The sequence below is a fragment of the Acidimicrobiales bacterium genome, assembly GCA_033344915.1.
In the GTDB taxonomy this organism is placed as follows: domain Bacteria; phylum Actinomycetota; class Acidimicrobiia; order Acidimicrobiales; family Aldehydirespiratoraceae; genus JAJRXC01.
In genome coordinates this window covers 3783218-3797164 of record JAWPML010000001.1, presented here as the reverse complement: position 1 = coordinate 3797164, position 13947 = coordinate 3783218, and the positions used below count along the sequence as shown (strand labels likewise).

Sequence of the window (13947 nt, the reverse complement as noted above, 5' to 3'; positions counted from 1 at the left end):
CTTTCTCAGGCGGGTTCGTTGAGATCGAGGCGGGCGCGGAGCAGGGCGAATTCTTCGGCGAGGTCCTGGGTGCGGGCCTCGATGCGGGACAGCTCGTAGGTGAGCTGCACGGTCGTCATGAAGAGCAGCGACACGGCGGCGAGCAGGATCGTGTTGGACGGCGTCTCGATCCCGAGCAGGTCCGACACGTTCTCCACCAGGCTCGGCACGGCCGCGATCGGCAGCAGGGCGACGGCGACGACCGACCAGAGCAGGGCGTATTTGCTCTTGAGCACCCGCTGTCGGACCAGCGAGTAGATGAAGAGCACCGTCAGGATCAGGACGGCGGAGAAGACGATGTGCGCGGTGGTCGACATGCTCCGAGGCTAGCCAGCCAGTGGATCCCGATCGCCGCTGCGACCACGAGGGCGATCTCGGCCGGCACCCGGAACCGCGGCGTGCCGTAGAACGCGGCGCCCATCAGCGTCACGTGGAGCACCATCACACCGAGCAGCCAGCGGTGCCACCGGTCCCGCAGACGCCACCAGCCGACCAGGGCCAGCGGCACGACGAGGTACAGCGCGCCGATGGCGAGATGCGACGCCCACGGCTCGCGGCCCTCCTGCGTGTTCAACTGTGCCGTCGCCAGCGGCCGGTACACGCTCCAGAGCCGACCGACCCGCGCCGCGACGACCTTCGGAAGCTCGCCGAGATGCTCGCGGGCGTAGGTGAGCGCTTCGTCGCGCGCCTCGGCCGAGTCGACGCTGGGGTCCGACGTGTCGAACGGGTCGAAGTCGGCGAACGAGACCGCCCACGACCCGAGCCCGCCACCGGAGAAGACGAGGTCGTTGTAGGAACCGGCGAGCACGAGGCCGTCGCCGTGCGAGAGGAACACGGGCTCCTCGAAGCGCACCAGGTTCGGTCCGACCCAGGGCGCGAGCACGACCACCACCGCCAGCGCAGAGACCGCCGTGCGGATCACCCGCTCCCGCCAGGCTGCGTGGGCCACCCACATCAGGGGCACCACGATGAGCACGCAGAGCAGCAGCGACTCGGCGCGCGCCAGGCCGGCGAGCGCGAGCCACACGCCGAGTTCGACGGCGATCCGTACCGACGGCGCCCGTCGATAGCGAACGGCCGCCCACAGCGCGCCGGTGACCATGAGCACCGTGAGCGACTCCGCCATGACGAGACCGTCGTTGATCCAGAACCCCGGATAGAGCGCCGCGATGATGGCCGCCGTCAGGCCGACACCCCGCCCCGCGATCTCCCGACCGAGCAGGCCGATCATCACGATCACCGCCGCGCCGACGGCACACATGATGAAGCGCTGCTCGAAGAGATGCTCGCCGCGACCACCCGGCAGGAACGAGGCGGGCGCGGCGACGATCGCCGTCAGCGGCGGGTGGTCGGCGGCGTGCGGCGCGACCGACCCCGGCTCCGCCAGACCGGCCCGGATCGCGAGGTCGTGGTACGGCGACACGAACCCCTCCCCCCGGGCCAGGGCGTCGGCGGCGCGCGTGTAGAAGAACTGGTCCCCCGGGAAGATGTCGGTCGTCTCGAGGGTCTGGTCGTGCTTCGCGACGATGACGTAGAGCGCCCGGCCGACGAACCCGAGTCCCGCGATCCACGCGAGTTGGGCACGGAACGACAGCGCGATCCATCCCTCCCGGAACCGTCGCACGGCGCGCTCCCCCGCCGTGGGGTCGACCGTCGGCCGGCGGACCCACGACTGGAGCCGCTGCCCGGTCCGCTCGATCGCGTAGTAGCTGATGATCGACACGACCATCGTCGGGATGATCACCATCGTCAGGAAGACCCAGTAGTTCGTGCCGTTGTAGTCCCAGAACAGCGACGCCCGCTCGGCCCCGAGGAGGTCGGCCAGCGGCTCCCACGGGTGGACCACGAACACCATGTGCCACAGGTACACCGAGTACGAGATCAGCCCGAGCCACTCCATCGTGCGAGTCCGCACGAAGCTCCGCACGACCGAACGGCGATCCCCGCCGAACACCAGCGGGAAGAGCAGGAAGAGCCCGATCAGGCCGTAGAAGAACTGGCGTCCCATCTCGCGCGGCCATGTCGCCGTCGCGGTGCCGACCGCGAGACCCAGGTGCTGCGACACGAGATGGAAGGCGATCGCCGCGGCGAACCACCACACGCCGGCCCGACCGGCGAGCCCGTCGAGTCGCTGCCGCACGGCACCGTCGCGGAACCCGACCCGGGCGACGGCGAGGGCCATGCCGATCGCGAAGTAGTCGAGGGTGCCGGGCAGCCAGAGCACCTGGGCCGGTGTCCAGCGGGTGTCGAGGGTCAGCACCAGGATCCGGAAGAAGACCGAGACGAGATAGCAGAGCGACACGAAGAGGAAGAGGCCGTTGCGGCGAGCGGCCCGGTCGCCGTCGCGCAGCCAGGGCCGGAGCAGACGGGCCATCAACGGCAGTGCCACGTAGAAGCTCACCTCGGTCGCGAGACTCCACGCCTGCGGGATCGGCCCGATCGCGTGGGTCGGCCAGTGGATCTGGATCAGCAGGAAATTGGTGACGGCGCCGACGACGTCCTTGAACTCCTCGGTGGTCAACCCCACGATCAGAAACAGCGCGACCCAGTAGGCCGGATAGATCCGCATCGCCCGCCGCCACAGGTGCACGAGGGCGGGCCGCAGGGGCACGTCGTCGAGCACGGAACTCACGATCGGCCGGAAGAGCAGGAAGCCGGAGAGGGCGAAGAACACCGGCACGCCGATGTCGAGCCGAGCCAGATAGAAGCCCCAGATGCTCGGTCCGCCCTCACCGCCGGTCGTCACGCCGGCCCGGAACCCGACGTGGTGCAGGACGATGGCGAACGCGGCGATCGCGCGCAGTCCGTCGAGCCCGCGCACCCGATCCGCGTCGAGTGACGCTCGCGGTGTGGTGACGGCGCCCATCAGGGAGCGAGTCTAGGACCGCCGCCTCCCCGGCTCGGCCCCCGCGATCAGTCCGGGCGATTCCAGACCAGCGTGCCGTGGTCGTCCAACGCGGGGCCGGCCTCGATCTGACGCCGGATGCGTTCGGGAGGGCCGGGGCGGGCGAAGAGGAAGCCCTGGGCCACGTCGCAGCCGAGGCTGCGCAGCAGGGCGAGCGTCGCCGTGTCCTCAACACCTTCCGCCACCACGCTGTGGCCGAGGTTGTGAGCGAGATCGATGATCGACCGGGCGATGATGTAGTCGTTTTCCCGGTCGAGCATGCCGGAGATGAACGACTGGTCGATCTTGATCTCCTGCACCGGCAGACGGCGGAGGTGGGTCAGCGACGAGAAGCCGGTCCCGAAGTCGTCGATCGAGATCCGCACGCCCATCTCGTGGAGCGCCTCGAGCACGTCGACGATGGCCCGATGGTCCTCCATGATCTCCCGCTCGGTGATCTCGAGGATGAGACGATCCGAGGACACCCCGGCGGCGGCCAGCCGTTCGGCGACCGCGTCCGGGAGATGGCGATCGTAGAGATTGCGCACGGGCACGTTCACGGCGACCCGCTGGCCGGGCCAGTCGGCGATGACCTCCAGCGAGCGTTCGAGCACCGCGAACGTCAGCTCCGAGATCAGCCCCGACACTTCACAGAGCTCGATGAACTGGCCGGGGCCGACGAGGCCGAGGCGGCTGTGTTGCCAGCGGGCGAGTGCCTCCATCTCCTGGACCCGACCGGTACGGAGGTCGACCTTGGGCTGGAACCAGACCCGCAGACCGTCCTCGAGCAGATGACGCAGCTCGCCCATGAGCGTGAGCCGGTCGAGCGAGTGACGGTCGTCGTCGGCGACATAGAGCCGGTAGGGCAGACCGGATCGCTTGGCGTCGTACATCGCGATGTCGGCCCGCTGGAGGAGGATGTGGGCGTCGCGGCCATGGGTCGGCGCGACCGAACCGCCGATCGAGGCCGTGACCTCGAGCTCGATCCCGTCGAGACGCACCGGCTGCTTGATCGCGTCGGCGACCCGCTGCGAGATCTCCTGGAGGTCCGCCTCGTCCGCACCGTTGAGGACAATGGCGAACTCGTCACCGCCGAGTCGGGCGACCGTGTCGCCGTCCCGCATCATCTCCGAGAGCCGGACACCGATCGTGGTGAGCAGTTCGTCACCGAAGCCGTGACCGAGCGTGTCGTTGATCTCCTTGAACTGGTTGAGATCGAGGAGGAGCAGCCCGACCGTCGTGCGATCGCGTCGCATACCGGCCAGCGCATGGGCGAGCCGGTCGAACAGCAGCGACCGGTTCGGCAGGGCGGTGAGCGGATCATGGAACGCCTGATGGCGGATGAGCTCGGTGGCGTGCTTGCGGTCGGTCACATCGGCGAACTGCACGCCCACGGCGCCGTCCGGCAGCGCAACCAGCTCGTAGTCGAACGTGCGCGAGCCGGTGGGCGTGACGATCTCGACGTCGTCCCGATCGGCGACCCGGCCCGAGAGCAACTGGTCGTCGAGATCCGCCCGCACGGTCGCCGGGAGCCACGGTGCCACGTCGGCGAGGCGACGCCCGAGCCCGTCGTCGGCGTCGATCCCGGCGAGCGCGGCGAACGCGGGGTTCATCTGGAGCACCTCGGGCTCGGCGTCGACGGCATCGCGCCCGGAGACGACCAGCAACGGTTCGGACTGGTTGGCCACGACGGCCGCGAGCCGGTCGACCTGCTCGCGCACGGCCGCCTCCTCGGCGATGTCGAGGATCACACCACGGAAGTAGCGCCGATCACCGACCTCGACCTGACGCACCACCTCACGCACCCGCAGGAGCGTGCCGTCGAAGCGTCGGAGGCGGACCTCGCGGACCTCCGCCTCGTTCATCGTGGCCGGATCGAGTCGGTACTCGTCGAGGTCGGCGTGGTGCACGCGTCGCGAAACCGACATGGCTCGCCAGTCGGCCGGCGAGAAGCCGAGAAGCTCCTCGACCCGGCCCACGGCGCGGATGAGGTCGAACGTGTCGACGTCGGCCTCCCAGACGATGACGGGCAGCGAGTCGACGAGGTCGGCGACCCGCAACACGCTGTCGCGGCCCTCACCGAGGATCTTGAGGTTGTTGAAGTTGAGACCGGCGGTCGAACCGGCCATGACGAGAACGGTGTACAGCCATCCGGGCACCCCGGCCACGTAGGCCGCGGCCCCCATTCCCCCACACAACGCCGCCCACAACACCCAGGTCGCGCGGGGCGAGACCAGCCAACCGACCGTCATGGCGGCGACCGCAGGCACGAGCAACGCCGTCCACATGGCCGGATCCGATGCGCTCACATGCCCGATCAGGAGCAGGTCGAAGACACCGAGCGCCGTCGCCTGCCAACGTCGCGGCAGCACCAGCAACACGGATGCCATTCCCGCGAGGTAGACGATCCCGGCGATCACGAGTGTGCGATCGGGCACCGCGACGAAGAGTCCGGCCACCACCAGCGGACCCATCACGATGTGGGCGACGCGGATCAGCTCGAGCGTGCGATCCCGTACCGCGGTGCGGTCATGGGTCCATTGTTCGATCAGCTCGTCCAGCTCGGACGTCGCGGACTGCGACAACGAGAGCGACGAGCCGACCATGTGGATCAGCTCTTCTCGGGCCGCAGCAACCAGTCGCGGCTCGGGTCCGGCTCGTCGTCGCCGGCGAGGAAGTCGTGGAACGCTTCGTCCTCGGACTCGTCCGCGGCCAGTGCCTCGGACAGTCGGTCGGGCGGCGTCTGCTCCACCAGCCGAGCGCCGAGGGTGCCGAACAAGCCGGCGCCCTCCGGATCCGGATCCTCATCGTCCTCAATCGCATCGTCCGCCACGGCGGCATCGGCGGAGGCGGGCGGGTTCGTCACACCGCTCTCGTCGCCGGTCGCCCGGGAGAACAGGCCGGCGCTGGTCGGCCGCTCGTCCTCGTCGACGTCGTCTTCGGGCTCGAGGATCTCGTGCCCCGCGAATTCCCGGGGCGGTCCGTCGGGGATCTCGTCGATGGCGTCGGCGGGCATGTCTACGACGTCGGGATACGCCTCGTCGCTCGGGATGGCCGACTCGAGCATGTCGGTCCAGGTGTCGTCCTCGGACTCGGCCGCGACGGGCTCCTCGGCGGAGACGTCGGCCTGTTCGCCTGCCGCGTCCGCCGGTGCCGGGTTGGCGGCGATCACGCTCTCGAGTTGCGGGGTGACGAGGTTCCCGATGGCCGACGCGGCCCCGGTGGGCAGCTCGGTGGACATGAACGACACCATCGTCTCCGCGAGTTCCTGCACCCGGGAGCGCAGCTCCTCGTGGTAGCTCTCGAGCGCACCTCGCTCGTCCTCGAGCGCGTTGCGCACGTCGGCGAGCGCCTCGACCTCGACGGCGACCTTCTCCCGCTCGCTGCGCACGAGGGCTTCGGCTTCCACACTCGCGGCCGCCTTGATCGCGTCGGCTTCGTCGCGAGCGGCGTCGATGCGTTCCTGGGCCCGGTCGGCGTCGGCCAGCAGTTGTTCGGCCATCGCTTCGGCCTCGGCGGCGACACGGGTCGCCTCGTCGCGGCGGGCCTCGGCCTGGCCGCTGACCTCCTCGACGATCTCGTCGGCTTCGCGGCGCGCATCCTCGACCACCTGGTCGACCGTCGCCGCCGCCATCGCGAGGAAACGCGAGGTGGTCGTCGACGGGTCCTCCCCGCGCAGGGTGTCGAGTTCCGCCTGGAGTCGAGCGACCTCGATCTCGAGTTCCCGTTCCCGGGCGGACGCACTCGGCGCGTGGGGATGATGGTCCGTCATCTGAACTCGTTCCTGGGTCGAAGGGCGTACGCCCTGACAATCGGCCCGAAACGGTGGGTCTTGAGTCCTGAATCCGCATCCTGACGCCCGAACTAACCTCGGCAGGCATGCCGTTCCACGACGACGACCCCATCTGGTACGCGTCGTACGGGTCGAACTGCTCCGCCGAGCGGTTCACCATGTACCTCACCGGAGGGCGGGCCGCCGGCGCCACCCGCGACGAACGCGGGGCCCGGAATCCGGCACCACCCCGCTCGATCGAGCCCATCTGGTTCGATTCGGACGTGCGCTTCCTGGGCAACGCCGCGAAATGGGGAGGTGGCGGAGTCGCATACCTCAGTCACGAACCGGGCGGGCGCGCCCCCGGCACCCGGTACCTGATCACCAAGGGCCAGTTCGACGACGTCGCCGCCCAGGAGAGCCGCCGTGACACGGTGGCGACGCCCCTCCACGAGTGCGAGATCGGTGTCGTGCACCCGATCGGAAACGGCTTCTACGACGGGCTCCTCGTGCTCGAGCCGATCGACGGTACGCCTGTCGTGACATTCACGTCGCCCGAACCCCACGTCCCCCTCCAGCCGAATCCGCCGTCGGCCGCCTACCTCGGCACGATCCTGCGCGGCCTCGTCGCGGTCCACGACGGCGATCGCGACACCATCGTCGACCACCTCCGTCACGATCGCGCCCTCGCCGCCGGGTGGACGCGCGAGGCGATGCTGGCCCTGCTCTGAGCGGACGGTCCACGGCCGGATTTGGGCCGTTCGGCTCATGCTGCACCATCCCGATCGTCCCTACGTTGGGGTGTGTGGGAGTGGCTCTCCCGCCAGCCTCCCGGAGGCCGGGAGGGGAAGGATGGGATGCGATGAACCAGCCGACGGAACCCCTGGCATGGCGACTCCGAAATGCCGCGATCGAGCGGACGCGAACCGCGAGCGAACGCGTCGATGACGTCGTGCTCGACGAAGACGGCGTCGTCGACCTCCGCGCCCTCGAGGTGGAGCGCTCCACCGGCGGCGCGTCCGTCGCGGATCCCGCGCCGATCCTCGCGACGATGCGTGGCCAGTTCGGCGATGCCGCGGAGGTGGCGGACCTCTACGACCAGTCCGAGGATCCGGCGCCGCGCTGGCGCCTCGGCCTGCGGGCCCGACACGGTGCGAGCAGTCACGTCGAGACGCCGCTGCCGACCCCGCCGGTGACGGAGACCGCGCCGGTGACCCCGGCGCGGCGGCCGCCGAAGCTCCCACCGCTCTCGCGCATCGAAGGTGTGCCCCTGTCGAGTGAGCTGTCCGACCCCTTGGCCGAACGCGCCGCCGAACCGAAGGCCGAACGGCCGCTGGCATCACCTCCGATCGCGGAGGACATCGAGCCCGAGATCGATCTCCGGGACGAGGAACGCCCGACCGCCGACTGTCCCCAGTGCGCCGGCCTCGGCCGCCGGGATCTCTTCGACCGGTTCAGCCAGGTCGAGTTCTACAGCTGCGACCACTGCCACCACATGTGGCAGCAGGACTTCAGCGGCTGAGCCCTCGCCCCGCCGACGTCAGTTGCCGAAGACCGCGAGCCACTGCTCGCGGGTCTGAGGCCGGAACACGATGTTGCGCTCGCGGGTGATGCCCATCGTCGCCGACGACTCGATCGAGTACTGGTGGCCCGGGTAGAGCACCGCGTCGTCGGGCACCCGGGCGAGCCGCTGGGTCAGGCTCTCGTACATCTCCTCGGGGCTCGACCCGGGGAAGTCGGTGCGGCCGCAGCCGTCGAGGAAGAGCGTGTCGCCGGCGACGAGACGGCCGTCGACGAAAAAGCACTGACTGCCCGGGGTGTGCCCGGGGGTGTGGATCAGCTCGATCTCGACCGCGCCGACCGACACCTTGTCGCCGGAGCGGTGTTCGACGAGCGACGCCTTCGTGACCCCCGTGACCTTCTCGACGAACTCGGCCTCGTCGGCCTGCACGTGGATCGGCACCTCGACCCGTTCCATCAGCTCGGCGACACCCTCGAGCTTCATGCCCATCATGGAGCCGCCCACATGGTCGGGGTGGTAGTGCGTCGCGAGCACACCGGAGCAGCGCATGCCGTCGTTCTCGAGCGTGTCGACGAGGCCGTTGACGTCGTAGGCGGGATCTACGAGCAGGGCGTCACCGGTCTCGCGGTCGCCGATCGCATAGACGAAGTTGACCATCTGCGCCGCCATCGGGTCGTCCGTGGCGAAGTCGCGGCCGGACAGCAGCTGACGGAAGTAGAAGCGGTCGCTCATCCGGCCACCCTAGAGCGGGCGCGGAAGAAGGCGGACAAGCGGGCGCGGTAGGCCCGGTTGTACCGGTCGTAGGCCGCGCGCAGGTCGGAGGCGGGCCAACCGGACGGCGTCAGTGAGGGCGGCAGGAGGGGATCCGCGACGAGGTGGCGCAGCGACGAGGCCGCGAGCTCGAAGCCATCCGCGAGCGACACGTCGCCGTCGGCCTCCAGCAGTGCCGACGTCGCTTCCATCGAGGCGACGAGGCGGCGGGTGGCGGCCGACCACGCGTCGAGGTCGAACAGGGCGGCGGCGAGTTCGGCCGGCGAGCCGTCGGGCCGGCCGACGAAACGGTCGGCCTGCTCGGCCACGACCATCCGAGCCGACGGCAACCGCTGCGGGTCGAGGTTCGCCGGGCGCATCCACACGCCGTCACGATGCTCCGCCAACCCCAGATGGACGGCGGCCCGGCGCAGCGCGGCCCGGTCGCCGGCATCTCGCCCGCCGGTACGGACGACGTGGATCTCCCAGTCGCCGTCCCAGGCGCGGGTCACCGCCGCGAGGCCCGCCTCCTGGCGCCCCTGCCGGTCGAGCAGATCGCCGGCGAGGTGGTACACGCTGTCGTCGTCTCGGGTCAGCTCGCCCCGGTCGACCATGCGACTCAGGGCGACCCGTGTGGTGCCGGGATTGATGCCGAACTCCTCCGCGAACGCGACGAGGAGTCGACCCGGCAGCCGAGGGGGAAGGGTGCCGAGCAGGGTCGAGGCGACGACGCTGCGGGCGGAGAGGGACGGCACGGATCAGTCGGCGGAACGCACGAGCGTGCGCCAGAACGCCCAGTACCCGTCGTGGGTGATCGCGTCCGTCACGTAGCCGTCCTCCTCCAGAGCTCGCTGGAGCGTCGGGAGGTTCGCCATCGGCACGCCCGAATCGACATGGTGGGCGAGATGGAACCCGATCGACTGGGAGAGGAAGACGTGCTTCGAGAGGAAGCCCTGGCGGATGTGGTGTGACGTGAGGCGCCGGTCCGACGAGCGGGTCATTCCCGCGTGCTCGGCGAGCGCCCGCAGCCGGTTCGCCACCCGCCAGTAGGTCATCCACGGGAGGAACCAGAGGAAGAGGTAGAGCCACGGATGGCCGAAGGCGAGGAAGATGCCGAACACGACCAACTGACCGGACCAGAAGCGCAGGGCCCGGAGCCGGCGACCGGGGGTGACGAGTCCGACGATGGTCGGCTTGAGGTTCTTCCATCCGGAGATGCCGACGGCGTCACGTACGAGCTTGCGCCGCAGCGACGCCCGGCTGATCGGATAGTTGGCGTAGAGGAGGAAGTCCGGTTCCTTGTCCCCGAACTCGTCGCGATGGTGCTGGGAGTGGGACTTGCGGTAGCCGTTGTCACCGGTGCCGAACGGCAGCCAGCCGAAGAAGCGTTCGCCGACCCAGTCGTTCAGCGTGCGATTGCTGAAGAGCAACCGGTGGGCCGCCTCGTGGAACAGGGTGGCGGAGCGCTGGAAGTAGGCGCCCATCACGAAGAAGGCAGCGACCCACGCAACCGGATGATCGAGCCGCACCGCCACGCCGATGGTGACGAACGGATAGAGCACCGCGATCACACACAGTCCGGCGTTGCGCAGGTTCGGGATCCGGCGTAGCTCGGCCCGGAACTCGGGCTTCGGCCGCCCGTCCGGTCGCAGCCGATCCGACCCGGCGAACGGCGCCACCTCGTCACGCGGCGCCAGCCCACCCGTGAAGGCGGCAACCGCCTCGTCGTGCGTCATCGTACCGGCCATGTACCCATGTTACAGATAGCGACACAGATGTCCACTCCGACGTAACGTTCCCCGCCCCACCCCTGCAATCTCTGGGCACGAAAGGCGGGCCGAGACCCGGCGATTTCGACCCTTTGGTGACCAGAGATTGCAGGGTGTGGGTGGGTGGGTTGGGGCGGGTGGGGTGTGAGTCAGCGGGATGTGAGGACCTCGCGGGGGTGGGAGGTGACGTGGGTGTCTCGGGGCAGGCCCTGGGCGGCGCAGGTGCCGGCGCGGGCAGCGGATCCGACGATCACGTCCGCCTCGTCGCCTCGCTTGCGCACGGCCCAGACGAGGGGCCACACGAGCACGGACGTGAGGCCGCCGACGACATAGCCGCGGCCGAGGCCGACCGTGAGGTCGTCGGCGGCGCCGCTCAGGCGTCCGAGCCCGAGCTGGCCGCCGGTGCCGCCGACCGATGCCAGCATCGCGTCGAAGCTGATGACCGTCGCCCGGTGTTCGCTCGGGGCCACGTGGTGGACATAGGCCTGGCGCACGGGCGAGATCACCCCGAGCGATCCGGTCACGAGCAGGAACGCCGGCACCGCGACCCAGAACGAGTCGGTCAGCCCCATGACGAGCGATCCGACCGTCGTGACGATCGAGCCGCCGAGGATGATCGTGCTGCGTCGACCACAGCGCCGCGTCAGCCACTCGACGACCTGGTTGCCGGCGATGGTCGACAGCGACATCGCCGCGGTGATCACCCCCACCACCCAGATCTTGTCGTCCTTCAGCAGACCGAGCAGGTACGGCTGTGCGGAATAGAACGCCCACCCGAGAAACGAGCCTCGCACGACCCCCGACACCATGAGGAGACGCAGCCCCGGCTGACGCCAGCCGTAGGTGATGCCGACCCGCGTCTGTTCCTTGAGCTCGGTGCCGATGTGGCTGAGCTCGAGCGGCCGCGGCGTGAACCCGAGATCGTGCATGACCCGCCACGAGTACACGAAGAGGGCGCCGAGCAGCGCAGCCCGCACGCCGAAGGGCACGCCGAGGTCGACCTGGCCGAGGAAGCCACCGGTGGTCGTGCCGACCAACATCGCCGCGCCCGTGATCTGCTGCGACCGGGCGAAGACGTGGTCGAGATCCTCCTCCATGCCCACGGAGTGCAGCGCGTCGACCAGCCACGCCTCGAGCGCTCCCGAGTAGAAGGTGAAGCCGAGTCCCATCACGAGCGACACCGCGGCGAACACGCCGACGCCCGCCTCGGCCTGCGCGGCGAGCAGATAGAGGACCGTCGTGACCCCGAGCACGGCGATCGAGAGCAGATAGGACACCCGGCGACCGACCGTGTCCGCGACCACGCCGGTCGGGATCTCGAACAGCACCATGCCGGCCGAGAAGACCGCGTTCGCCACGAAGACCTCCCCGATCGAGAGGCCGGCATCGAGCAGGAACAGCGTGTTCACGCCCCAGATCAGGGACGCCGCGAGCGTGTAGAGCCCGGCGAGCAGTTGGTAGTTCCGGATGATCCGGGCGGAGGTCATGCGGTGAATCCGAACACGGGAGCGAATGGTCCGCCCTATCCTCGCGGTTCGTGAGCAACTCCGTATCGACTCCGCCGACCGTCGCCTATCTCGGACCGGTCGGCACCTTCACCGAGCAGGCCGTGCTGACCCAGCCCGACCTCGCAGCGATGGAGTTGGTGCGCTTCCCGAGCATCGTCGAGGTGTTGCGGGCGACCGAGAACGGCGCCGTGGACTACGGGTTCGCCGCGATCGAGAACATGATCGAGGGCGCCGTCAACGCGACCATCGACACGCTCGCCTTCGATGCCGACCTGCTGATCCAGCGGGAGGTCGTCATGAACGTCAACCTGAACCTCCTCGTGCACCCCGGGGTCACCCTCGACGACATCGAACATGTCCGCTCGATGCCGGTCGCGTACGCCCAGTGTCGCCGCTACCTCGCCGACGAGCTCCCCAAGGCCGCGGTCGAGGCGACCAACTCCACGGCCGACGCGGCCCGCGAGCTCGCCGAATCGGGTCGCCGCGACACTGCCGCGATCGCGCCGCGGCGCAGCGCCGAGGTCTACGGGCTCGAGATCCTCGCCGCCGACATCGAGGACCATCCGGAGAACCAGACCCGGTTCGTCCTCGTCGGTCGCGAAGGGATCACGCCACCGTCCGGCCACGACAAGACCTCGATCGTGATCTACCAGCGCGAGGACGAACCGGGCTCGCTGGTCGCCATCCTCCAGGAGTTCGCGGCCCGCAACATCAACCTCACCAAGCTCGAGAGCCGCCCGACCCGCACCGGGCTCGGCGACTACTGCTTCCTGATCGACGCCGAGGGCCACATCGCCGACCAGGTGCTCGGCGACGCCCTGCGCAACATCCAGATGAAGCACGGCATCGTGAAGTTCCTCGGGTCCTACCCGTCCGCCTACGGGACCGAGGAGGAACAGGCGACGAACCGCGCCGGCGTCCACGAGGCCGACGACTGGCTCGAAGGTCTGCGGGACCAGATTCGCTGACCCGGCTCAGCGATCGACGAACCGACCGTCGCGCAGGACCGGCACGAGATCACTGACGTGCGCCTGGGCCGCGAGGTCGACGTCGTCCGGCCAGCCCCGCTCGATGAGTTCCCGGCCGGAGGTGCAGGCCCGGAGGCGCTCGACGATGTCGCCCTCCGCGTCGTGCCAGGCGGCGGCCGCCACGCGAGCCTCGGGGCTCAGGTCGAGGCGGTCGAACATCGAGAGCACGGCACCCGCGCCGAGGAGGTCCTCCACCGCGACGCGCATCGGTCCGGTGTCGCCGCGCCAGCGCTCGCCGGCCGCGACCACGCCGACCCGCACATCCTCGTCGGCGAACGCGGAGCCGACGGCAGCACCGTTGCGGATGCACGCGGCGACCACGTCGTCGGCACCAGCGTCGACCGCGCCGAACGCGAGGGCCGAGCCGTTGGGCGACGGCAGCACGATGGACGTCCCCGCGGGGACGTCCGCGAGCGACGAGGGAGCGAGCGAGTAGGGCGCGTCCCCATCGCGGGGCCCGGCCAGCGTCGCACCGAGCGACGCCGCAAAGTCTGCCTCGGAGCCGTCGTGCCACTTGTAGGGGTGGACGGCCGCGCCCCGGCCGAGGGCGATGTCGACACAGGTCGTGAACGACAGCACGTCCACGACGATCACGACGTCGACCAGGGGCGCGAGGGTGCGCAACCCCATCGGTCCCCACTCGAGATGGACCCGGAACCCGTCCGAGTCGGCCAC

General features: G+C 69.7%; 12 protein-coding genes. 3 read left to right on the top strand and 9 right to left on the bottom strand.

Going from position 1 to position 13947, the window contains the following annotated elements; all coding sequences use genetic code 11:
• Nucleotides 1–5: 5 nt before the first annotated feature.
• The 4 genes from R8F63_18385 to R8F63_18370 are packed head-to-tail and all read right to left on the bottom strand — an operon-like array spanning nt 6 to nt 6695.
• On the bottom strand, nt 6–356 hold the full coding sequence (locus R8F63_18385; protein ID MDW3220580.1) for a DUF2304 domain-containing protein: 351 nt from the start codon (nt 354–356) through the stop codon (nt 6–8).
• On the bottom strand, nt 317–2905 hold the full coding sequence (locus R8F63_18380) for an acyltransferase family protein (protein ID MDW3220579.1): 2589 nt from the start codon (nt 2903–2905) through the stop codon (nt 317–319). Before R8F63_18380 ends, R8F63_18385 begins: the two co-directional genes overlap by 40 nt.
• Nucleotides 2906–2952: 47 nt before the next feature.
• Complete coding sequence (locus R8F63_18375; GenBank protein MDW3220578.1) at nt 2953–5529, bottom strand: EAL domain-containing protein; 2577 nt, start codon at nt 5527–5529, stop codon at nt 2953–2955.
• Nucleotides 5530–5534: 5 nt separating this feature from the next.
• Complete coding sequence (locus R8F63_18370) at nt 5535–6695, bottom strand: hypothetical protein (protein ID MDW3220577.1); 1161 nt, start codon at nt 6693–6695, stop codon at nt 5535–5537.
• Nucleotides 6696–6802: 107 nt separating this feature from the next.
• Here R8F63_18370 and R8F63_18365 point away from each other — a divergent pair, with 107 nt between their 5' ends.
• Together R8F63_18365 and R8F63_18360 are read left to right on the top strand one after the other, a co-directional pair.
• The gene (locus R8F63_18365) at nt 6803–7426 is read left to right on the top strand and encodes a hypothetical protein (protein MDW3220576.1); all 624 of its coding nucleotides are present in this window, start codon (nt 6803–6805) and stop codon (nt 7424–7426) included.
• Nucleotides 7427–7557: 131 nt separating this feature from the next.
• Nucleotides 7558–8217: a hypothetical protein gene (locus R8F63_18360; protein ID MDW3220575.1), complete on the top strand. Its 660-nt coding sequence runs from the start codon at nt 7558–7560 to the stop codon at nt 8215–8217.
• Between the two features lie 18 nt (nt 8218–8235).
• Here the strand turns inward: R8F63_18360 and R8F63_18355 are convergent, their stop codons facing one another.
• The 4 genes from R8F63_18355 to R8F63_18340 form a co-directional block, all read right to left on the bottom strand.
• On the bottom strand, nt 8236–8949 hold the full coding sequence (locus R8F63_18355; protein ID MDW3220574.1) for an MBL fold metallo-hydrolase: 714 nt from the start codon (nt 8947–8949) through the stop codon (nt 8236–8238).
• Nucleotides 8946–9722 (bottom strand): PaaX family transcriptional regulator C-terminal domain-containing protein, encoded by a 777-nt coding sequence (locus R8F63_18350; protein ID MDW3220573.1) that lies wholly within the window; start codon nt 9720–9722, stop codon nt 8946–8948. The genes R8F63_18355 and R8F63_18350 overlap by 4 nt, the downstream gene beginning before the upstream one ends.
• A gap of 3 nt (nt 9723–9725) precedes the next feature.
• The gene (locus R8F63_18345) at nt 9726–10715 is read right to left on the bottom strand and encodes a fatty acid desaturase (GenBank protein ID MDW3220572.1); all 990 of its coding nucleotides are present in this window, start codon (nt 10713–10715) and stop codon (nt 9726–9728) included.
• Between the two features lie 170 nt (nt 10716–10885).
• The gene (locus R8F63_18340) at nt 10886–12223 is read right to left on the bottom strand and encodes an MFS transporter (protein ID MDW3220571.1); all 1338 of its coding nucleotides are present in this window, start codon (nt 12221–12223) and stop codon (nt 10886–10888) included.
• A 50-nt stretch (nt 12224–12273) separates the two neighbouring features.
• Between R8F63_18340 and pheA the strand changes: the two genes are divergently transcribed.
• A complete protein-coding gene (gene pheA, locus R8F63_18335; protein ID MDW3220570.1) occupies nt 12274–13212 on the top strand; it encodes a prephenate dehydratase in 939 nt (312 codons plus the stop codon).
• Nucleotides 13213–13218: 6 nt separating this feature from the next.
• On the opposite strand, the gene R8F63_18330 is transcribed toward pheA, so the two are convergent.
• Nucleotides 13219–13947 (bottom strand): 2-phosphosulfolactate phosphatase, encoded by a 729-nt coding sequence (locus tag R8F63_18330; protein MDW3220569.1) that lies wholly within the window; start codon nt 13945–13947, stop codon nt 13219–13221.

Bases quoted from the DNA above. Each gene is read 5' to 3' on its own strand.
- R8F63_18385 (MDW3220580.1), bottom strand. From the start codon at position 356: ATGTCGACCACCGCGCACATCGTCTTCTCCGCCGTCCTGATCCTGACG.
- R8F63_18340 (MDW3220571.1), bottom strand. From the start codon at position 12,223: ATGACCTCCGCCCGGATCATCCGGAACTACCAACTGCTCGCCGGGCTC.
- R8F63_18375 (MDW3220578.1), bottom strand. From the start codon at position 5,529: ATGGTCGGCTCGTCGCTCTCGTTGTCGCAGTCCGCGACGTCCGAGCTG.
- R8F63_18370 (MDW3220577.1), bottom strand. From the start codon at position 6,695: ATGACGGACCATCATCCCCACGCGCCGAGTGCGTCCGCCCGGGAACGG.
- R8F63_18365 (MDW3220576.1), top strand. From the start codon at position 6,803: ATGCCGTTCCACGACGACGACCCCATCTGGTACGCGTCGTACGGGTCG.
- R8F63_18360 (MDW3220575.1), top strand. From the start codon at position 7,558: ATGAACCAGCCGACGGAACCCCTGGCATGGCGACTCCGAAATGCCGCG.
- R8F63_18345 (MDW3220572.1), bottom strand. From the start codon at position 10,715: ATGGCCGGTACGATGACGCACGACGAGGCGGTTGCCGCCTTCACGGGT.
- R8F63_18380 (MDW3220579.1), bottom strand. From the start codon at position 2,905: ATGGGCGCCGTCACCACACCGCGAGCGTCACTCGACGCGGATCGGGTG.
- R8F63_18355 (MDW3220574.1), bottom strand. From the start codon at position 8,949: ATGAGCGACCGCTTCTACTTCCGTCAGCTGCTGTCCGGCCGCGACTTC.